At 71.6% G+C, this 20,322-nt stretch carries 20 protein-coding genes; 7 read left to right on the top strand and 13 right to left on the bottom strand.

Annotation, left to right across the window (positions count from 1 at the left end; genetic code table 11):
- Positions 1-7: 7 nt before the first annotated feature.
- Entirely contained in the window at positions 8-937 is a 930-nt protein-coding gene (locus AB0H56_RS14005) for a LysR family transcriptional regulator (RefSeq protein ID WP_357161941.1), read from the bottom strand.
- Between the two features lie 67 nt (positions 938-1,004).
- On the bottom strand, positions 1,005-2,513 hold the full coding sequence (locus AB0H56_RS14000) for an NAD(P)/FAD-dependent oxidoreductase (RefSeq protein WP_357161938.1): 1,509 nt from the start codon (positions 2,511-2,513) through the stop codon (positions 1,005-1,007).
- Positions 2,514-2,584: 71 nt separating this feature from the next.
- Between AB0H56_RS14000 and AB0H56_RS13995 the strand changes: the two genes are divergently transcribed.
- Positions 2,585-3,127 carry a GNAT family N-acetyltransferase gene (locus AB0H56_RS13995; protein ID WP_357161935.1) on the top strand — a complete coding sequence of 181 codons (543 nt, stop codon included), beginning with the start codon at positions 2,585-2,587 and terminating at the stop codon, positions 3,125-3,127.
- On the opposite strand, the gene AB0H56_RS13990 is transcribed toward AB0H56_RS13995, so the two are convergent.
- Together AB0H56_RS13990 and zapE are read right to left on the bottom strand one after the other, a co-directional pair.
- Positions 3,120-3,920, bottom strand: a complete 801-nt coding sequence (locus tag AB0H56_RS13990; RefSeq protein ID WP_357161932.1) for a tyrosine-protein phosphatase — start codon at positions 3,918-3,920, stop codon at positions 3,120-3,122. The two genes, AB0H56_RS13995 and AB0H56_RS13990, sit on opposite strands and share 8 nt — an antisense overlap.
- A 62-nt stretch (positions 3,921-3,982) precedes the next feature.
- Positions 3,983-5,002 (bottom strand): cell division protein ZapE, encoded by a 1,020-nt coding sequence (gene zapE, locus AB0H56_RS13985; RefSeq protein ID WP_110035669.1) that lies wholly within the window; start codon positions 5,000-5,002, stop codon positions 3,983-3,985.
- Between the two features lie 35 nt (positions 5,003-5,037).
- Here zapE and AB0H56_RS13980 point away from each other — a divergent pair, with 35 nt between their 5' ends.
- The 4 genes from AB0H56_RS13980 (at position 5,038) to msrB (ending at position 9,305) form a co-directional block, all read left to right on the top strand.
- Entirely contained in the window at positions 5,038-5,799 is a 762-nt protein-coding gene (locus tag AB0H56_RS13980) for a pyrimidine reductase family protein (protein WP_357161928.1), read from the top strand.
- Positions 5,800-5,831: 32 nt separating this feature from the next.
- Positions 5,832-7,385, top strand: a complete 1,554-nt coding sequence (locus AB0H56_RS13975) for an alpha/beta hydrolase (RefSeq protein ID WP_357161925.1) — start codon at positions 5,832-5,834, stop codon at positions 7,383-7,385.
- An 84-nt stretch (positions 7,386-7,469) separates the two neighbouring features.
- A complete protein-coding gene (locus AB0H56_RS13970; RefSeq protein WP_357161923.1) occupies positions 7,470-8,810 on the top strand; it encodes a glycosyltransferase family 87 protein in 1,341 nt (446 codons plus the stop codon).
- A gap of 66 nt (positions 8,811-8,876) precedes the next feature.
- Complete coding sequence (gene msrB / locus AB0H56_RS13965; RefSeq protein ID WP_357161920.1) at positions 8,877-9,305, top strand: peptide-methionine (R)-S-oxide reductase MsrB; 429 nt, start codon at positions 8,877-8,879, stop codon at positions 9,303-9,305.
- Between the two features lie 34 nt (positions 9,306-9,339).
- Here the strand turns inward: msrB and hemQ are convergent, their stop codons facing one another.
- The 6 genes from hemQ to hemE form a co-directional block, all read right to left on the bottom strand.
- Positions 9,340-10,035, bottom strand: coding sequence for a hydrogen peroxide-dependent heme synthase (gene hemQ / locus AB0H56_RS13960; RefSeq protein WP_357161917.1), 696 nt, complete (start codon positions 10,033-10,035; stop codon positions 9,340-9,342).
- Between the two features lie 28 nt (positions 10,036-10,063).
- Entirely contained in the window at positions 10,064-10,219 is a 156-nt protein-coding gene (locus AB0H56_RS13955; RefSeq protein ID WP_357161914.1) for a hypothetical protein, read from the bottom strand.
- A gap of 52 nt (positions 10,220-10,271) precedes the next feature.
- A complete protein-coding gene (locus AB0H56_RS13950) occupies positions 10,272-11,510 on the bottom strand; it encodes a globin domain-containing protein (RefSeq protein ID WP_357161911.1) in 1,239 nt (412 codons plus the stop codon).
- A gap of 4 nt (positions 11,511-11,514) precedes the next feature.
- A complete protein-coding gene (locus AB0H56_RS13945; RefSeq protein WP_357161908.1) occupies positions 11,515-11,979 on the bottom strand; it encodes an Rrf2 family transcriptional regulator in 465 nt (154 codons plus the stop codon).
- A gap of 304 nt (positions 11,980-12,283) precedes the next feature.
- Entirely contained in the window at positions 12,284-13,642 is a 1,359-nt protein-coding gene (locus tag AB0H56_RS13940; RefSeq protein ID WP_357161905.1) for a protoporphyrinogen oxidase, read from the bottom strand.
- A gap of 446 nt (positions 13,643-14,088) precedes the next feature.
- The gene (gene hemE / locus AB0H56_RS13935) at positions 14,089-15,144 is read right to left on the bottom strand and encodes a uroporphyrinogen decarboxylase (protein ID WP_280347455.1); all 1,056 of its coding nucleotides are present in this window, start codon (positions 15,142-15,144) and stop codon (positions 14,089-14,091) included.
- A 404-nt stretch (positions 15,145-15,548) separates the two neighbouring features.
- Here hemE and AB0H56_RS13930 point away from each other — a divergent pair, with 404 nt between their 5' ends.
- Both AB0H56_RS13930 and AB0H56_RS13925 read left to right on the top strand, forming a co-directional pair.
- Entirely contained in the window at positions 15,549-16,100 is a 552-nt protein-coding gene (locus tag AB0H56_RS13930; RefSeq protein WP_233001424.1) for a DUF3000 domain-containing protein, read from the top strand.
- A gap of 22 nt (positions 16,101-16,122) precedes the next feature.
- The gene (locus AB0H56_RS13925) at positions 16,123-17,373 is read left to right on the top strand and encodes a ribonuclease D (RefSeq protein ID WP_357161900.1); all 1,251 of its coding nucleotides are present in this window, start codon (positions 16,123-16,125) and stop codon (positions 17,371-17,373) included.
- A gap of 51 nt (positions 17,374-17,424) precedes the next feature.
- On the opposite strand, the gene AB0H56_RS13920 is transcribed toward AB0H56_RS13925, so the two are convergent.
- The 3 genes from AB0H56_RS13920 to AB0H56_RS13910 are packed head-to-tail and all read right to left on the bottom strand — an operon-like array spanning position 17,425 to position 20,164.
- Positions 17,425-18,477: an ABC transporter substrate-binding protein gene (locus AB0H56_RS13920; RefSeq protein ID WP_357161897.1), complete on the bottom strand. Its 1,053-nt coding sequence runs from the start codon at positions 18,475-18,477 to the stop codon at positions 17,425-17,427.
- A gap of 3 nt (positions 18,478-18,480) precedes the next feature.
- Positions 18,481-19,368, bottom strand: a complete 888-nt coding sequence (locus AB0H56_RS13915) for an ABC transporter permease (protein ID WP_357161894.1) — start codon at positions 19,366-19,368, stop codon at positions 18,481-18,483.
- On the bottom strand, positions 19,358-20,164 hold the full coding sequence (locus AB0H56_RS13910; RefSeq protein ID WP_357161891.1) for an ABC transporter ATP-binding protein: 807 nt from the start codon (positions 20,162-20,164) through the stop codon (positions 19,358-19,360). The genes AB0H56_RS13915 and AB0H56_RS13910 overlap by 11 nt, the downstream gene beginning before the upstream one ends.
- Positions 20,165-20,322 lie beyond the last annotated feature (158 nt).

Raw genomic sequence — 20,322 nt, 5'->3', positions numbered from 1 at the left:
CACCGGTTCACACCGCTTCCACTGCGACCAGCTCCGGTGCTGTCGACTCGCGCAGGACGGCGTCGATGAGGTCGCGCAGGGCGCGGTGACCCGCGTCGGCGGTGTTGCGCGGATGCCAGGCCATGGCGATCACCGGAGCGGGGAGCGGGAGGGGGATCTCGAACATCGACAGGCCCAGGCTCGCGCGGGCGGGGCGGGACAGCAGTTCCGGTGCGGGACAGACGAGTTCGGTCGCACCGACCGTGAGCAGCGCGGTGGACAGATCGGGGACGGTGGCGACCACGCGGCGGGTACGACCGTGCAGGGCCAGCCGGTCGTCGATGGGGCTGTGGGTGCGGCCGGTGGGTGACACCTCGAGGTGGGGCGCCGAGGCGTAGGCGGCGACCGTGGGCCGCTCGGCGCCGAACGGATGACCGGCGGCGGCGATGCCCACCCAGCGGTCGGCGAACAGGCGCTTGACGACGGTCTCCGGGTCGGTCCGGCCGATCATGCCGACCTCGACGTCGACTCGGCCGTCCCGCAGGGCGACGGCGGCGTCGGCGGGGTCGGCGGCGAGCAGGCGCACCGTCACCCCCGGCAGTTCGGCGCGGACCGCCGCCAGCAGCGGACCGGCCAGCCGCACGGCCACCGGATCGGCGAGGCGGACGACGAAATCCCTGGTGCGGCCGGGCTCGTCACCGTCGCGGGTGGTCAGCAGCAACCGCGCCCGCTCGACCAGGGCGGCCACGTCCTGGCGCAGTTCCAGCGCCCGCGGCGTCGGCACCAGCTGACGGCCCGACCGCACCAGCAGCGGATCGCCGAGGACCGCGCGGAGGCGGGTGAGGGTGCGGCTCATCGCCGAGGTCGAGGTGTGCAGACGCCGGGCCGCCTCGGTCACGCTGTTGGTGTCGAGCAGTGCGTCGAGAGCGAGCAGCAGGTTCAGGTCCAGCGCGTCCACGCGAGGATTATCACCAACGCGACGATCGGGACCAAGCGCTGCGCGCGCGGCCGATCCGGCGTGTCGGCTACCGCTCGGCAATCGGTGCCGGTGCGGGCGCCGCGGGCACCGGCACCGCGCGCTCGCGCAGGACCCGGCGGTAGGTCGCGGGCCGTACCGGGCGTACCCACTGCGCCAGCCTGCTGCTCAACGGCAGCGGAGTGCGCAGATCGTCGAGCATCTCGTCGATGTTGGCCAGCGAGAACGGGCTCACCGAGGCGCCCTGGGCGTGCCTGCCCTCGGAGCGCTCGTGCGACCAGGCCAGCCGCTCGTCGATCTCGGAGTTCATCTGTTCGGCCATGGGCGGCACGAACTTCCCGGTGAGCAGCCCGGCGATCCAGTGTGCCCCGACCTCGGCGCCCAGCGCGCTCACCTGCGAGCTGTTGTAGCCCGCGAAGGTCAGGTTCGGCACGTCGACGGGCAGGATGTTGCGGTAGAGCCGGAAGGCGCCCACGTCGTCGGTGAGGGCCCGCCGCACGTACGGGGTGAGGAACGGCACCTCCTGCCGGTAGCCGGTGGCGCAGATGACGATCTCGGCCAGTTTCAGGGTGCCGTCGGACAACCGCACCGCCGGGCCGTGCTGACCGCCGATGAGATCGGTGACCTCGGTGTCGCGGTGCACCGCGATCCGGCCCGCCTCGACCTGCTTGGCGAAGCCCTCGGTCGCGAGCGCGGCACTGCTGGTGGCGATCTGCTCGAACCGCCCCTCGGGCAGCAGTCCGAGTTCGCGCAGCTTCAGCCTGCGGGTCACCCGCTCCTGCAGCAGGTCCATGTTGGCCTCGCGCAGGCTCAGGGAGTCGAGCAGGCGTTCGGCGCGGTGGGGTTCCCTGGAGGCGAAGTGCGCCTCGCCGAAGCGGGTCAGCAGCAGCCGCTCGTAGTCGAGGCCGCCGCCGAACTTGCGCGGCATCTTCCAGGTGAGGCGGCGGGCGATCACGCTGGTCTCGTCGGCGAGGTGGCTGACGGCCTCGGCGACGTCGGTGGCCGACTTGCCGTAGCCGATGACGACCACCGACCGGTCCCGCGCCCATTCGGCGTCGTGGAAGTCCGAGACGTGGCAGATGCGGCCGCCCGCGGCCCGGAACGCGTCGGCGCCGGGGAGGTCGGGCAGCACCGGATCGCTGAAGACGCCGTTGGCCACGATCAGGTGATCGCAGGAGGCCCGGTGCACGCCGTCGGCGTCGCGGACCTCGAGCAGCCAGCCGCTGTCCACCGGATCGGCCGCGACCACCTCGGTGCCGAGGCGCAGCTGCCCGGCGAGACCGAAGTGCTGGACGTAGCCGGCGAGGTAGGCCTGCATCTGCTGGCCGTCGGGCCAGCGCGGATAGTCCTCCGGCATCGGGTGATCGCTGAAGTGGTACGTGAACTTGCTGTTCTGCGCGCGCAGGCCCGGGTACCGGCGGGTGGCGCTCCACACACCTCCGACGTCAGGGGCACGGTCGAACACCTCGACCGGGAACCCCGCCCGACTCAACACTTTCGCGCAGGCCAAACCCGCAACTCCCGCACCGACGATCCCGATGCGGCTACCGCTCGTCATGGCGAGGAGAGTACTCGGGACGGCGGTCGCGGTGCCACCGCCGCGGGGCCGACCCGTGCTGTACTGGAACTATGACCAACAGTTCCGTCGTCGTCGATCGGGCCGGACTCTGGGATGCCGAGGAGCTCAGCGATGTCGCCGCCGCGACGTTCCCGCTGGCCTGTCCGCCCGAGGCCACCCAGGGCGATATCGAGATCTTTCTCGAGCAGATGCTCTCCGGGGAACGCTTCGGCGAATACCTGTCCGATCCGCGGCGCACCGTGCTCAAAGCCGTCGAGGGCGACGAGATCGTCGGCTACGCCATGCTCATCGCGGGCAGGCCGGAGGACCCCGAGGTCGCCGCGCAGGTGCGACCGGGCGCGGTGGTCGAGCTGAGCAAGATGTACGTGCTGCCCGGCCATCACGGCAGCGGCGTGGCCGCCGCGCTGATGACGGCCGTGGTCGCCACCGCGCGCGAGGCAGGCGCGGTCGCGGTCTGGCTCGGGGTGAACCAGCGCAACGAGCGCGCCCAGAAGTTCTACGGCAAGCACGGTTTCGCGCGGGTGGGCACCAAGACGTTCACCGTCGGCAATCAGGTGCACGCCGACTTCGTGTACGAGCGCGAGCTCAGCTGAGCAGCGCCGACCGCAGCGCGGCGACCTCGTCCTCGGTCAGGCCGAGACCGGCACGCACGTAGTTGTCGAAGCTGCCGTAGGACTGGTCCACCTGGTCGAAGGCGCCGTCGAGCCAGCTCTGCTGCACGCCGTTGAGCGGGTCGGTGGGCGCGGCGTTGCGGTAGGTGTTGGAGGCCAGGTAGTCGGCGGTGACGGTGGCGCGGTCGACGCCGAGCAGGGTGAGCAGCACCGCCGCGGCCCAGCCGGTGCGGTCCTTGCCCGCGCTGCAGTGGAACAGCACACCGGCTCCGTCGGCGGCGATGATGTCGCGCAGGACCGCGGCGAAGGCCTCGTTCGCGCCGGGCGCGGTGATGAAGGCGCGGTACATGCCCTCCCCGCCCACCAGGGCGCCCGCCAGGATCAGCGGCGACGCCTGGCCGATCACGTCGTAGGAGTGGCCGACGGCGCCCGCGGGGAGCTTGTCGGGGCCGAGGGCACGCTCGTAGCCGGTGCGCAGATCGTCGACGACCCGCACGCCGAGCGCGCCCAGGCGGGCCAGGTCGTCCGGGGTCGCCTTGTCCAGCGCGCCCGTGCGGAACACCAGGCCGGTGCGCACCCGATGACCGTCGGTGGTGGCGTAACCGCCCGCGTCCCTGGCGTTCTGCACTCCGGACAGCCCGAGCGCTCGGTCCGGGGCCGCGGCCTCGGTGCCGACGGGGTCGGCGAGAGTCTGGCCGGCCACCGGACCGAACACCACGGTCACGGCGGTCGCGGCGGCCAGGCCCGCCCGGACGGCACGACGGTTGCGGGTCACGGGAACTCCTTCGACGACACCGGAGACACGGTCGAGCTCAGAAAGTACCCCGTGCGCGCCGCTCAGGCCGCGGCGGCCTCGAAGCGCGACAGCGCGAGCAGACGCGAGATCGCGCGCAGGTACTTCTTGCGGTAACCGCCGTCGAGCATCTCCTGCGAGAAGATCTCGTCGAGCTTGGCGCCCGAGACCGTCACCGGGATGCTGGCGTCGTAGAGCCGGTCGGCCAGCACCACGATCCGCAGCGCGACGGCCTGATCGGTCACCGGGTGCACACCGGAGATGAACACCGAGCTCACGCCGTGGATGAGCGCGCCGTACTTCGACGGGTGCAGCGTGCTCAGGTGCTTCAGCAGCGCGTCGTAGTCGTCGAGGGTGGAACCCGGTGTGGCGGCGGCCCGTTCGGCCAGCACCTCGGGCGAGGTCGGCTCGGGGGCGGGCGGCAGGTCGCGGTGGCGGTAGTCGGGACCGTCGACGCGCACGGGCTCGAAGATCGAGCCCAGCTTCTTGATCTCGCGCAGGAAGTCCTGGGCGGCGAAGCGGCCCTCGCCGAGCTGGCTGGGCAGCGTGTTGGAGGTGGCGGCGATGGAGACGCCCGCGGCGGAGAGCTCGGTGAGCAGGCGCGAGACCATGGTGGTGTCGCCCGGATCGTCGAGCTCGAACTCGTCGATGCACAGCAGGCTGTTGCCGGAGAGCCGCTCCACGGCGTTGACGAAGCCCAGCGCGCCGACCAGGTTGGTCAGCTCGCCGAAGGTGCCGAACGATTTCGGGGCGGGCGCGCTGTGGAAGATCGAGGCGAGCAGGTGGGTCTTGCCGACGCCGAAGCCGCCGTCGAGGTAGAGCCCGGCGCCGGTGACGGCCTTCTTCTTGCCGAACAGGCTCTTCTTCGACCCGGCCTTGTGGATCTTGGCGACCTGACCGGCGAATTCCTCGGCCTTGCGGACCGCCGCCGCCTGGCTCGGCTCCTTCGGGTCGGGAATGTAGGAGGCGAAGCTCACCTCGTCGAACATGGGCGGTGGCACCATCTGCGCGACGAGTTGGTCGGCCGGGACCTCCGGATGGCGATCGACGAGGCGTTCTTGCATGAACGAATCGTACGGACGTGGTTGCATCAGTCCCTATGCAGCGTATCCACAATGTGACCCAGCTCGCAGACCTCGACGACGACGCACTGGCCAGGTGCTACGCCTATCCGCGGCAGCTGGATCGGCCCTGGGTGCGGGCCAACTTCGTGAACAGTATCGACGGGGCGTTCACGGTGGACGGCGTCTCGGCCGGGCTCGGCACCGAGGCCGACCACCGGGTGTTCACGCTGCTGCGCGAGCTGGCGGAGGTGATCGTCGTCGGGGCGGGCACGGTGCGCGCGGAGAACTACGGTGGCGCGCACCCGGATCCGGCGCGGCGCCGCGCGCATTTCCAGCACGGCATCGGCGGGTCGGCCGAGGGCACGCCGCCGCCGATCGCGGTGGTCACCGCCTCCGCGCGGCTGGATCCGGCGGCGAAGCTGTTCACCGACGCCGAGGTGGCGCCGCTGATCATCACCACCGCGCACGCCGACGCCGACGCGGTCGCGGCGCTGGCGCGGGCCGGGGCCGAGGTGGTGGTCGCCGGGGAGGCCGCGATCATGCCCGCCGCGATCCCGCGCGTGCTCGCCGAGCGCGGCCTGCAGCGGGTGCTGTGCGAGGGCGGCCCGCATCTGTTCGGGCAGCTGGCCGAGGCGGACCTGGTCGACGAGTTGTGCCTGACCACCTCGCCCCGGCTGGTCGGCGGCGCGGGCGGGCGAATCTCGCTGTCGGCGAGCGGTTTCGACACCCCGATGAGCCGCAAGCAGCTGGTGCTGGCCGAGGACGGGACCGTCCTGGCCCGATGGGCCCGTCGATGAAACCTGGCGCCGAACCTGGCAGTGTGTAGCCCATGCGCTGGACTCGGGCCGCGGTGACGGCCGCGACACTGTCGATCATGCTCGCGGGGTGCGGGGCGGGACCGTCGGATCGGCCCGTCGTCGCCGTCGAGCGTCCCGGCGCTGGTGGCGCGCAGACCGAGGCGCCGGCGGCGCCCGAACTCGCCAAGGCCGAGGTGCCCAAGACCGATCTGACCTGGAAGGACTGCACCGCGTCCACCCTGGGTTCGCTGGATCTTGGCCCCGGGCCCGCGGGGCTGGTGCTCGAGTGCGCCGACTTCTCGACCCCGATCGACACCGCGGGCACTGTTCTCGGCACCTTCCGGGCCGGCGCGCTGCGCGCCCGCCTGCCGCAGACGCCCGCCGACGCCGCGCCGCTGGTGCTCACCTCCGGCGCCGATCGTTCCTCGGCCGCCACGCTGGCCGGACTCGCCGTCGGCCCCAACACCGCGCTGCTTGCGGCGCAGCCGATCGTGGCCGTCGACCGGCGCGGGATCGGCGCCTCCCAGCCGATCGACTGCATCCCCGCCCAGCTACGCGCCGTGATGACCGATCTCGGCCAGTTCGGCGTGGGCAGCAAGGACCAGGTCGGCGCGGTCGCGGGCTACAGCCAGGACGCCACCATCGCCTGCCGCGACTTCCTGCAGCCCTACGAGGGCACCTTCGACGCGCCGCACGCCGCCGACGACATCGAGCAGCTGCGCAAGCAGTGGCAGGTCGACAAGATCAACCTGGTCGGCACCGGCAACGGCGGCAAGGTCGCGCTGAGCTACGCCCGCCGCTACGGCGACCACGTCGCCCGGCTCGTGCTCGACTCCCCCGAACCGGTCGGCGCGGACGCGACCACGATGGCCGAGGCCGCGGTCACCGGTGCCGAGGCCGCCCTGACCGCCTTCGCGCAACGCTGCCGGGCCGCCAACTGCGCGCTCGGCAGCGACCCGCGCGCGACGGTGACCGGCCTGATGGCCAAGGCGACCGCAGGCGAACTGGGCGACATCTCCGCCGCCGACCTCTCGACCGCCCTCACCGGCTTCCTGTCCAGCCCGCGCGGCGACCAGGCCACCCGGGTGACCGCGCTGGCCGACGTCCTCGCCGCCGCCGACCGCGGCGATCGCACGCCGCTGGCCGCACTGGTCACCCGCGAATCCGCGGCGATCGCCTCCGACGGCGAGTTCGTGAACCGATGCACCGACAGCCAGCAGCCGCCCACGCCGGACAAGGCCCGTGAGCTCGCCGACACGTGGGCCGGCAAATATCCGGTTTTCGGCCGGACCGCCGCCATCGAGCTGATGGTCTGCTCGGCCTGGCCGGTCACGACCGCGCCGCCGCTGCCGTCCGAACTCGACCTGCCCGTCCTGGTGTTCGCCGGCGCGGCCGACCCGGTCGTCGGCGGCGCCGCCGGCTCGGTGACCGGCGCGCTCGGCTCGGCGGGAGCCAGGCACGCCACGATGACCTGGCAGGGCTGGGGCCATCCGGTGATCGCGCACTCCGGGTGCGCGCAGAAAGCGGTCACCGACTATCTCGCCGAGGCGAAATTGCCCGCCGACGGCGGCGCCTGCCCGGCCTGATCGGGCGCGCGGGCAGCCCGCGTTCCGGCGCGTCGGACGGGTCCGGCGACACCATCGCTACCCGATCCGGTGTACCGTGCCCCAGTGTTGTTCCGACAGCTCGAGCCTCGTACCGCTCGCACCTCCGCCGAGGTGATCAAGTTCGCGCTCTGGCCGTTCGCGGTCATGACGGTGCTGAACCGTGTGTTCATCAAGGCGATCAACGGCTTCGTCACCGACGACTACCGACCGGTCTACAACGCCTCGTTCGAGTTCCTGAACGGCAGGCCGCTGTACACGGCCGATTTCTCGTCGGTCGACCCGCACTACCTCTACTACCCGAGCGGCACGCTGCTGATCGCGCCCGTCGCGGTCATCGAGTACGAACTGTCCCGCTGGCTGTTCATCGGACTCAACGCGCTCGCGATCCTGATCGCCTGGTACCTGCTGCTCCGGCTGTTCAAGTTCGGGCTCGGCTCGATCGCGGCGCCCGCGCTGCTGCTGGCGATGTTCGCCTCCGAGACGGTGACCAACACGCTGGTGTTCACCAACGTCAACGGCTGCCTGCTGCTGGCCGAGCTGGCGTTCCTCCACCTGCTGCTGCGGCGGCGGGATCTGTGGGCCGGTGTCGCCCTCGGCCTGAGCATCGCGGTGAAACCGACGCTGGCGCCGTTGCTGCTGGTGGCCGCGGCGCGCGGCCAGTGGAAGGTCTTCCTCACCGCGTTCGGCGTGCCGCTGACGCTCACCGCGATCGCCTGGCCGCTGTCGGCGGATCCGGAGAAGTTCTTCACCCGGGTCGTGCCCTATCTGGCCGAGACGCGCGACTACTTCAACAGTTCGATCGGCGGCAACGGCGCCTACTACGGGCTGCCGCACTGGCTGATCCTGGTGGTCCAGGCCGTGATGGCCGTGCTGGTGCTGGTGACGCTGTGGCTGCTGTGGCGCTACTACCGCGACGACGAGCTGTTCTTCGTCACCACGTCCTCGGGTGTGCTGCTCACCGCGTCGTTCCTGCTGCTCTCGCTGGGCCAGATGTACTACTCGATGATGCTGTTCCCGTTCCTGATGTCGGTGGTGCTGCGCAATTCCGTGCTGCGCAACTGGCCCGCCTGGCTGGCGATCTTCGGGTTCATGACCTACGACAAGTGGCTCTCGGATCGCTGGCAGAGCATCGGCCGTTCGCTCGAGTACCTGCGGGTGACCTTCGGCTGGGGTCTGTTGCTCGTCGTCGTGTTCTGTGTGCTGGGTGACCGGTACCTGGCAGCGCGCCGCGAGGGCAGGCTGCGCTTCGGGCTCGACCCGGCGTGGATGGCCGCGGCGCCCGACTCCCGCGACGGCGCCGACGAGCCGAAGCCGGTCACCGGGACCGCGCCTGCGCCGGACACCGACGACGACCCGGTGACCCCGGAGGAACCCGCCGGCGAGCGCGAACCCGCGCTGAAATAGGGACCCGGCCGGTGCCGTGACGCGATGCTCGCGGCGCGCACCGGCCGAAACCATTAGCGTGGAGTGATGAGTTCCGATACTTCGTTGCCCACGCCGCGCATCCAGCTGACGCCGCAGCAGTGGCGGGCGAAACTGGATCCGCAGGAATACGCCGTACTCCGCGAGGCCGCCACCGAGCGTCCCTTCGTCGGCGAGTACACCGACACCAAGACCGAAGGCGTGTACACCTGCCGCGCCTGCGACGCCGAATTGTTCCGCAGCACCGAGAAATTCGACTCGCACTGCGGGTGGCCGTCGTTCTTCGACCCCGCCGATTCCGACGCGGTGATCCTGCGCGCCGACGACTCCCTCGGCATGCGCCGGGTGGAGGTGCTCTGCGCCAACTGCCACAGCCACCTCGGCCACGTCTTCGAGGGCGAGGGCTATCCCACCCCCACCGACCAGCGGTACTGCATCAACTCGATCGCGCTGCGCCTGCATCCGAGCGCGGAATGAGCGAAGGCCCGGTCGATGACCGGGCCTTCTTTCGTCACGGCAGCGCGGCGATCAGCTTGTCGATCTCCACCCGGGGGCCGGTGAAGAACGGGATCTCCTCGCGCACGTGCAGGCGGGCCTCGGTGGCGCGCAGGTCACGCATCAGGTCGACGATGCGGTGCAGTTCGGGTGCCTCGAAGGCGAGGATCCACTCGTAGTCACCCAGTGCCATCGAGCTGACGGTGTTGGCGCGCACGTCCGGGTAGCCGCGCGCGGCCTTGCCGTGGTCGGCGAGCATCTTGCGACGCTCCTCGTCGGGCAGCAGGTACCACTCGTAGGAGCGCACGAACGGGTACACGCAGATGTAGTTGCCCGGGTCCTCCCCGGCGAGGAACGCCGGAATGTGGCTCTTGTTGAACTCGGCGGGGCGGTGCACCGCGACATTGCTCCACACCGGCGCGCTGGCCCGGCCGAGCTCGGTGGTGCGGCGGAAGTCGGCGTAGGCGGCCTGCAGGTCCTCGACGCGCTCGGCGTGGGTCCACAGCATGAAGTCGGCGTCGGCGCGCAGCCCGGCCACGTCGTAGATGCCGCGCAGCACGATGCCCTTGTCGGCGAGCCCGTCGAAGAAGGCCTGCGCCTCCTTGATCGCCGCCGCCCGGTCGTCGCCGAGCACGCCCGGCTGCACCTGGAACACCGAGAACATCAGGTAGCGGATGGTGGAGTTGAGAGCCTGATAGTCGAGTCGCGCCATGGTTCCTATCGTGCCACTGTCGTGCCGGTCAGCTCGTGGTGGGCCGGTCCGTTCGCCACGGCCGGTCTTCGTCGGTGCCGAAGATCGAGACGACAGCGCTGACCCGATCGGCCTGGTATTCGACCGGACCGAGGTCGGGGTCGAGGTAGAGGTAGCGGTGCGAGGGCGCGTCGGCGGAGGTCACAGCGAGCGATCATGCCCGATCGCTATCATCGCGACCTCCGGACACGCCGGGTTCACACCGGGCAGCTCAGCGCCCGCCAGTCGGTGGGGGTGAACTGTTCGAGGTGGACGCGCTGCGCGGGCACCCCCGCGGCGGCCAGCTGGGTACGGGCCGCGTCCAGGAAACCTGTTGCGCCGCACAGATAGAACTCGGCGTCGGGCGCGAAGGTGATCTCACCGAGGTCGAGCAGGCCGTGGTGCGCGCCCGCGGTGGGTTCGGCGTACCAGAGGTCCAGGCTCGCCGCGGTCATCCGGGCGACCAGCGCCCGTGTGCGTTCCCGCAGGGGATGGGTGCCGGGCGACTGATCGGCGTGCAGCACCCGGACCTCACGGTCCGGATTCCGGGCCGCGAGGTGTGCCAGGATGCCGACCATCGGGGTGCTGCCGATGCCCGCCGAGATGAGCACGAGCGGGGTGGTGGCGCCGGTGTCGACGGTGAGATCGCCGAAGGGCAAGGTGATCTCGAGCTCGTCGCCCGCGTGAACGGTGTCGTGCAGGCGATTCGACACCTCGCCTGCCGGACAACCCGCCGTGGGCCGCACGCGTTTGACGGCGAATTCGAGCACTCCCCCGCCCGGCGCGCCGACCAGGCTGTACTGCCGCAGCTGACGCGCGCCGTCGGGAAGCCGCACGCCGACCGAGATGTACTGCCCCGGAAGGAAATCCGGTAGCGGATCGGCTCCGTCCGGCGTGGCGACGGTGAACACGGCGGTGCCAGCGGCATCGTCGGCGCGCTCGGTCACCGTGACCCGGCGGAAGACGTCACCGGGCTCGACGCCGGCGCCGACGTAGAGCTGCTTCTCCAGGTCGATGAGCGCGTCGGCCATCATCCAGTAGACGGTGTCCCAGGCCGCGGCGACCGGCGCGGTGACCACGTCGGCGCCGAGCACGGCCACGATCGCGGCGAACAGGTTGTCGTGCACCACCTGGTACTGGTCGGGGGTGATGCCGAGGGAGGCGTGTTTGTGGCCGATCCGGGCCAGCAGTTCGGTCGGGTGCGGCAGCGCCGGGTCGACCAGGTAGCCCGCGAACGTCGCGATCGACGCCGCGAGCGCGCGCTGCTGGCTCCCCTGCGCCTGGTTGCCGCGGTTGAACAGGTCGCGGCGCAGCGCCGGGTGGTTGTCGAACAGGGTCGCGTAGAACGTGCTGGTGATCCGGTCGATGTTCGCGCCGATCAGCGGCAGGGTCGCGCGCACGGTCTCGGCCTCGGCCGGGGTGAGTTCGGGGGCGCCGCGACGGACGGGTGTGGTCATGGGTTCACTCCTGGGAATCGCCGATGCCAGCGCGTGGATGCGCGAGCAGCTGCAGCAAACGTCCGGCGGGACCGGCGACCAGGTCGGCGACGACATAGCGGTCGAGTTCGGCGTAGAACGCCGCCTTCGCCTCGGCGAGGAGCCTGCGCAACCGGCACGCGGCGATGAGGGGGCACGGGTGCTCGCCGGTGCATTCGACGATCTCGCGGTCACCCTCGAGCTCGCGTACCAGGGTGCCGAGGCCGATCTCGCGGCCCGCCGCGGTGAGCGTGAGGCCACCCATCCGGCCGCGCTGGGCCTCGACCAGCCCCATCGCCACCAGGCGGGCGATCGCCTTGGAGGTGTGCCGTGGCGAGGCGCCGACCTGACGGGCGATGATCCCGGTGGTGATCCGGCCGCCCGTGTCGTCACCGGCGGCCAGCCGCATGACGGCCCGCAACGCGATGTCGGTCGAGGGCGAGAGCTGCATGACGTCGAGACTATCGGCGCGAGCACGGGTTTCCGATGGCTTGACGCCGTGCGGTCTATTACGTCCGCGCGTGCGTATTTTCGGTCACCGCGAATCTCCCGCAACCGGACGGGTCGACACGCGCACAGGTGATTTCCGCCGTACGGGCCCGGCGGCTCCGGCCACGCGCGTCGCTCCGGCTGCTCTCGGTGATCAGTCGACGCGGGCATCCAGGGCGGCGGCGCGCACGGGTGATTTCCGCCGCGCAGACCCGGCGGCTCCGGCCCATGCGCGTCACCCTGGCGCGGCGGAGGCTGCCTGGTGATCAGTCGACACGGGCGCCCAGCGCGGCGGCGACGCGCTCGGCGGCGGCGGTGCCGGTGGCGACGCAGGCGGGGACGCCGACGCCGTGCAGGTAGGCGCCCGCCACGGCGAGCCCGTCCAGGGGCTCGACGGCCGAGGTGATGGTGGCGACGCGGTCGGCGTGGCCGGGGGCGTATTGGGGCAGGCCACCCGGCCAGCGTTGGACGAGCGACTGGACGGGGGCGATCGCGACGCCGGTCACCGCGGACAGATCGGCGACGGCGGCGGCGATGAGGTCGTCGTCCGACCAGGACAGCGGCGAGTCGTCGCCGAAGCGGCCGAAGGAGGCGCGCACCAGCGCGACATCGCGGGCGGCGAGGTGCGGCCACTTGCGGCTGGAGAGCGTGAACGCCTTGGCGCGCAAGGGTTCTCCGGTGGCGACGAGAATGCCGGAGTTGTCGGGCAGCGCCGTCTCGCGCGGCAGTGCCATGGCGACCAGTGCCGAGGACGAGAGGGCGATGCCCGCGGCGGCGTCGGCGGCGGCCGGGACCGCGTGGTGCAGGAGGCGCGCGGTCACCGGCGCCGGGGTGGCCACGACGACGGCGTCGACGAGGCCGAGCGGATCGACCACCCAGCCGCGGGGCGCCCTGGCGACCCGGGTGGCGGCCATGGTGGTGAGCACGCGAGCCGCGGACGCCGCGGTCAGCGCGGCGAGCAGGGCGCCGTAGCCGTCGCGCAGGCCGCCGAAGACCGGCTCGGTGCTCGGCGCGGGCATGGCGGCGCGCACGGCCTCGGTGAGGCTCGCCGCGCCGCGATCCAGGGCCGCGGCGAGGGTGGGCAACGCGGCCCTGACACCGATCGACGCGCTGATCCCCGCGTACACCCCGCCCAGCAGCGGGTCGACACTGCGCTCGACGACCTGTGGGCCGAAGCGGTCGGCGACCAGGCTCTGCACGTCGACGTCGGTACCCGGCTCCCAGCGCAGCGGCCGCTCCGGTTCCGCGGCGACCCGTGCGAGAGTGGCCTCGTCGACGAGCCCGCGCAGCGATTCGGCATCGGACGGGATGCCCATCAGGGTGCGCCCCGGCAGCGGGTGCGCCGCACCCCGGGCCCAGACCAGCGGCCGCTTGCCCGCGGGCCGCACCAGCTGATCGGCCAGGCCGAGTTCGGCCATCAGCTCGATCACCTCGGGCCTGCGCCCGACGAAGGCCTCGGCCCCGAGATCCAAGGGCTCCCCGGCCAATTCACCCGTGCGCAGCACCCCGCCGACGCGCGCGCCCTGCTCCAGCACCACGATGTCGGCCTCGGCGCCGAGCCGCCGCCGCAGCCGATACGCCGCGACGAGCCCGCTGATACCACCACCGATGACCGCGATCCGCATGCCCCGACCGTAGTCGCGCACGGCCCGGGGCCGAAACGCGCGCCCTGAGCGATGTCGCCCGGATCACCACTCGCCCCATGCGCGCCGTTCGGAACTCGCCATGCTCGGTGAGCGCGCTGCCGTCCCCCGACCGGCGACGCAGGCCACCGCCGACGAGCTGCGGCCCGGGCCACCGCCGACGAGCTGCGGCCCGGGCCACCACCGATGAGCTGCGGCCCGGGCCACCACGGACGAGCTGCGGCCGGCCACCACGGACGAGCTGCGGCCCGGGCCACCACCGATGAGCTGCGGCCCGGGCCACCACCGATGAGCTGCGGCCCGGGCCACTGCCAATGCGGTGCGGCCCGGGCCATCGCCAATGCGGTGCGGCCCGGGCCATCGCCAATGCGGTGCGGCGCAGGCCACCACCGATGAGCCCACAGCGCGAGCTCATCGCGCGCGTCGAACTACAGCGAGTGCACCAGGTCGACGAGGGCGGTCAGGACACCCGGGTCGGTGTCGGGCAGCACGCCGTGGCCCAGGTTGAAGATGTGGCCGCTCGCGCCGAGGGTGATCGCCTCGTCGGCCTCGCGCACGATGCGGCGGGTCTCGGCCTCGACCGCGTCGAATCCGGCGAACAGGATCGCGGGATCGAGGTTGCCCTGCAGGCCCTTCCCCGCGCCGACCCGGCGCACGGCCTCGGTGAGCGGCACCCGCCAGTCCACGCCGACCACGTCGGCGCCCGCCTCCCCCATCGCGCCGAGCAGTTCCCCGGTGCCGACACCGAAGTGGATGCGCGGCACACCCGCGGCGGCAACCTCGGCGAAGACGCGCTCCGAATGCGGCAGCACGTACTCGCGGTAGTCGGCCAGCGACAGCGCGCCCGCCCACGAGTCGAACAGCTGCACCGCGTCGACCCCGGCGGCGAGCTGGGCCTGGAGGAAGGCGATGGTGATGTCGGTGAGCGCGCCGAGCAGGGCGTGCCAGGTCTTCGGGTCGGCGTGCATCATCGCCTTGGTGCGCTCGTGATGCTTGCTCGGCCCGCCCTCCACGAGATAGGAGGCCAGGGTGAAGGGGGCGCCCGCGAAACCGATGAGCGGGGTGTCGCCGAGCGCGGCGGTGAGCAGGCGCACGCCCTCGGTGACCGCGCCGACCTCCTCCGGCCGCAGCCGCGGCAGGGCGCGGACGTCGGCCTCGGTCCGCACGGGCGAGGCGACCACGGGACCGACGCCGGGCACGATGTCGAGATCGATGCCCGCGGCCTTGAGCGGAACGACGATGTCGGAGAACAGGATCGCCGCGTCGACGCCGTGCCTGCGGATCGGCTGCATGGTGATCTCACACACCAGCTCCGGGTCGAAGCACGACTCGAGCATGCCGATGCCCTTGCGCAGTTCCCGGTACTCCGGCAGCGACCGGCCTGCCTGGCGCATGAACCAGACCGGCCGCCTGCTCGGCGTCGCGCCGGTGGCGGCGGCCAGGAAGGGGGCATCGGTCAACCGGCGGCGGGTGTAAGTGCTCATCGCCGCCCATCCTATGCGGACCTCGACCCGGCGACGGCGCGCACCTCATCACCCCCGCGGGGCGCGGCGCCGCGGGCGCACCACGCGGCGGCGGGGTCCCGCTCGCGGTCGGTCCGCCCGACACGCCACGCGCGCCGGAAAGGTCGACCGGGACACCCACCGACCCGCGGTCTCACGGACGGCCGACCGCCCGTGATCGCACAGGGTGCATCCCGCCGACGCCGAGAATGCGCTCTGCGCAACGCAGCCCGCACGCGGACGCGGTTGGCGGCGCGCCTCCGCCCGCGCCGGAGGGCGACGGTCTACCGTTGCTCCTCGTGACACCGCTCGACATCCGCGACGGCGCCGCACCGACCGGGGGAACGCCCCGCGAGCCCGCTTCTTTCCGGGCGGCGGTCGATGCGATGGGCACCGCAACAGTGCACCCTCGAATCGAGCTGGCGCCTATCCGTCCCCCGCAACGGTTGGCGCCGTTCTCCTATGCGCTCGGAGCGGAGGTCACGCACCCCGACAGCGCCGTGGTACCGATCGATTCCGAAGGCGACGCCTTCGGCAGACTGATCTTGTTGCACGACCCCGACGGCGACGAGGCCTGGCACGGCGTCTTCCGGCTCGTGGCCTACATCCAGGCCGACATCGACGCTGCCCTCGCCGCCGACCCGCTGCTGCCCGAGGTGGCGTGGAGCTGGCTGGTCGACTCGCTGGAATCGCGCGGCGAGCCGTTCACCGCGCTCGGTGGCACGGTGACCGCGACCAGTTCGGTCCGCTACGGCGACATCGCGGGCCCGCCGCGTGCCCACCAGCTCGAGCTGCGCGCGTCGTGGACGGCCATGAACACCGAGATGCGCCGCCATGTGGAAGCGTTCTGCGAGGTGCTGGCGTTCGCCGCCGGATTGCCGCCCGCCGGGATCACCCATTTGCGACCGGAGTCCTATACCCGCACCGATCGACCCTGACCGCCACGTAGAGTTCACGGTTATGCCGGTCGCCGAGGAACCCACCGCAGCAGAGCCCCTGCTCGCCCCCGCCGAGGGGGTTCCACCTGTGCTGGCGACCGCCGACGAGGTCGCCACGGCCGCCGCCGCGATCGCCGCGGGCACCGGCCCGCTGGCCGTCGACGCCGAACGCGCGTCCGGTTTCCGCTACTCGGCCCGCGCCTACCTGATCCAGCTGCGGCGCGCCGGCGCCGGTTCCTTCCTCATCGACCCGATCCCGGTCACCGACGCGCTCACCCCGCTGGCCGAGGTGATCAACGAGCTGGAGTGGGTGCTGCACTCCGCCGATCAGGACCTGCCCGGTCTGGCCGAGCTCGGCCTGCGCCCGGCCCGCCTCTTCGACACCGAACTCGGCGGCCGCCTGGCCGGCTACGAGCGCGTCGGGCTGGCCGCCATGGTGGAGAACCTGCTCGGGCGGTCCCTGCGCAAGGGCCACGGCGCCGCCGACTGGTCGACCCGCCCGCTGCCGGACGAGTGGCTCAACTACGCCGCCCTCGATGTGGAGTTGCTGCTGGAACTGCGCGACACCGTCGCCGCCGACCTCACCGAGCAGGGCAAGATCGACTGGGCCGCCGAGGAATTCGAGCACGTCCGCACCATGGACCCGCCCGGGCCGAAGGCCGACCGGTGGCGGCGCACCTCCGGCATCCACACCCTGCGCCGCCCGCGTCAGCTGGCCATCGTGCGCGAGCTGTGGACCACCCGCGACGAGCTCGCCCGCGCCCGCGACGTGGCGCCCGCGCGCATCCTGCCCGACTCCGCCATCGTCGCCGCCGCGACCGGCGAGCCGCGCAGCATCGCCCAGTTGCGCACCCTGCCGGTCTTCGGCGGACCGCGGCAGCGCCGCTACTCGCGCGACTGGCTCGCCGCGGTCGAGCGTGGCCGCACCCTGCCGGACAAGGAACTGCCGCCGCTCACGCTGCCCTTCGACGGCCCGCCCCCGGCCAACCGCTGGGAACGCCGCGATCCGGCGGCCGCGGCGCGGCTGTCGACCGCCCGCGCGGCCATGGGCGAGCTGTCCACCGAGTACGCCATCCCGGTGGAGAACCTGCTCTCCCCCGATCTCGTCCGCCGCCTGTGCTGGGACGGGCTCCCGGACTACGCCGACGTCGGCGAACCGGACCAGCTCTCGGCCACCATCGAGGCCTTCCTGCGTGCCGGTGGCGCGCGGCCCTGGCAGCGCCGCCTCGCCGTGCCCGCGCTCACCAAGGCGCTCACGCCCGCCAACAGCTGAGCACACGACTCGGCCCCACCGCCGGAAGACGACGGCAGGGCCGAGGTGTGGCTACGGGGCGGGAACCTGGTGGGCCTGTTCCACGAACCGGTTGGTGTAGGTGGCCGCGAGGTCGATGCGCTCGCGGACCGGAGCCACATTGCGGGAGTACTGACCGAGAATGCGCAGAACGTTCTGGGCGCCTTCGGGTTTCATCAGCCCGTCCCCGTTGAACATGCCGATCGAGTCGCGGATCGACCGCACGTAGAGCCCCGGATCGCTGCCCGCGTACTGCGCGGGCATCTTCGCGGCGATCTCCTCCGGGGTGTGCGTGTCGATCCAGCGCAGGGTCTGTACGAAGGCGGCCGCCAGCTTCTGGACGATCTCCGGATGCGCCGAGACGGTGTCGCACTTCATGTACAGCGAGGACGCGGGATACAGGCCGCCGAGCGCCGCCCGCGTCCCCTCCTCGTTGCGCATGTCGGTGAGGATGCGCGCGTCACCGGACTCGACCATCTTCGCCACCGTGGGGTCGGTGGTCATGCCCGCGTCGATCCCGTCGTGGTTCATGCCCGCGATGAAGGTCTGACCGGCGCCGACCTTCACCCGCGTGTAGTCCGACGTGCTCAGCCCCGCCTGCCCGGCCAGGGCCTGGGTGAGGAAGTCGGTCGACGAGCCGAGCGAGGTGACGCCCAGCTTGCGGCCGCGGAAGTCGGCGGGCGAGCGGATCTCGGCGGCGTCGGCGGTCGAGACCAGCTCGACCTCGCCGGGCACGTCGGCGAACTGGACCACCGTCTGCAGGCACTGGTCCTTGGCCTGCAGGTCGATGGTGTGGTCGTAGAAGCCGACCACCGCCTGCACGTCCCCGGTGAGCAGGGCGGTCTCGGCGCTGGCGCCGGACTGCTCGCCGAGCAGTTTCACGTCGATGTCGTTGGCTTCGAAGGCGCCGAGCTGCTGGGCCAGCATGGCGGGCAGATAGATCACCTTCTCCAGACCGCCGACCATGATGGTGATCTGCGGTCGGCCGTCCGACATCGGGATCGAACGCGAGTCGCGGCAGCCGGTGGCCAGCAGCAGCGAGCTGATCGCGAGCAGAGCGAGGGCGAAAGGCTTGCGGTATCGCATCGTCTACACCCCGTGTCCCGACTGTGCCTGCGAGGGACGCCATTTCAGCAGCCGGTTCTCCGCGAAGCCGATCAGCCATTCGGCCATCAGCGCGACCACGGTGATGATGATCATGCCCGCGTAGATGCCTGCCGCGTCGAAGGTGCCCTGCGCGTTGGAGATCAGCAGACCCAGACCCTTGCTGGCACCGGCGTATTCACCGACGACCGCGCCGATCAGCGCGAAGCCGAACGCGGTGTGCAGGCTCGACAGGATCCAGGTGGTGGCGCTGGGCAGCACGATCGATCCCAGGATCTGGCGCCTGCTCGCGCCGAGGATGCGGGCGTTGTTGATGACATTGCCGTCGACCTCCCTGGCACCGGTGAAGGCGTTGAAGAACACCGCGAAGAACACCAGCACCACCACGGTCGCGACCTTGGACGACAGGCCGAGGCCGAACCAGATGATGAACAGCGAGGCGAGCACGATGCGCGGAACGGCGTTGAGCGCCTTGATGAACGGGGCGAGCACGTCGGCCCAGTAGCGGCTGCGGCCCAGCAGCGTGCCGAGCACGATGCCGGCGACGGTGCCGATCACGAAGCCGAGGACGGCCTCCTGCACCGTGGTGAAGATCTGCAGCCAGATCGAGCCGAATTGCGTTCCCTCGGTGAACCATTCGACCAACCGGTCGAAGATGAGCGAGGGCTTGGAGTAGAAGAACGGGTCGATCCACACGCTGGCGACCAGCTCCCAGGACCCCAGCCACAGTGCCACCAGCGCGGCCCGCAGGCCCCACACCCGCAGCTTCGACCTGCGCTGCGCGGCCCTGACCCTGGCCAGGATCTGGTCCTCGGACTCCGCCTCGACCTCCGGCGCGGTGGCGGCGATCTTGTCCATCGTCTCAAGCGACACGGGTCGCTCCCTTCGTCCGAGCCGCCTCGACCTGGTCGCGCAGCGTTTCCCAGATTTCCCGGTAGAGGTCGCGGAACTCCTCGGTGAGGCGCACCTCTTCGACATCGCGCGGGCGTTCGAGGGTGACGCGGAAGTCGCCGCACACCGTCGCGGGGCCCGCGGTCATCACCACGACGCGGTCGGCGAGCGCGATCGCCTCCTCGAGGTCGTGGGTCACGAAGATCACCGCGGCGTCGGTGCCCGCCCACACGCGCAGCAGTTCGTCCTGCATGAGCTGGCGGGTCTGCACGTCGAGCGCGCTGAACGGCTCGTCCATGAGCAGGATCTCGGGCTCGTTCACCAACGTCTGAGCCAGCGCGACGCGCTTGCGCATGCCGCCGGAGAGCTGATGCGGGTAGTAGTCCTCGAACCCGGCCAGGCCGACGATGCGCACCCACTCGGCGGCCTTCGCCTTGGCGGCGGCCTTCGACTCGCCGCGGAAGCGGGGACCGAGCGCGACATTGTCGATGACGCTGCGCCAGGGCAGTACCGCGTCCTGCTGGAACATGTAGCCGATGCCGTCGGGGATGCCGTCGACATCCTTGCCGCGCACCAGGGTCCGGCCCGCCGAGGTGGGCTCCAGGCCCGACACCAGCGAGAGGGTGGTGGACTTGCCACATCCGGTCGGGCCGACCACGGCGACGAATTCGCCTGCCGCGACGGTGAAATCGATGTCCTTCACCGCGGTGTGGATGCCACCGTCGGTCCCGGGGAAGCGTTTGGTCGCGCCCCGGAGTTCGATGAGTGGATTGCTCATTGCTGCTCCTGTGTCCGTCGCCGCTCGGGAGGTGATGTGCGGCCGCAGTCGAAAGATAAGTGGGCTGGGTCACAGGGCGCGCGCTTGTGCGCACAACCGGCGCAAGCGGCGATTCGCGGGTTGTGCGCATTGTGCTCACGGTCGCGGGTGGTGCCTAC

Source organism: Nocardia sp. NPDC050717, from assembly GCF_040654275.1.
Lineage (GTDB): Bacteria > Actinomycetota > Actinomycetes > Mycobacteriales > Mycobacteriaceae > Nocardia.
This window is presented reverse-complemented; position numbering and strand designations above follow the sequence as displayed.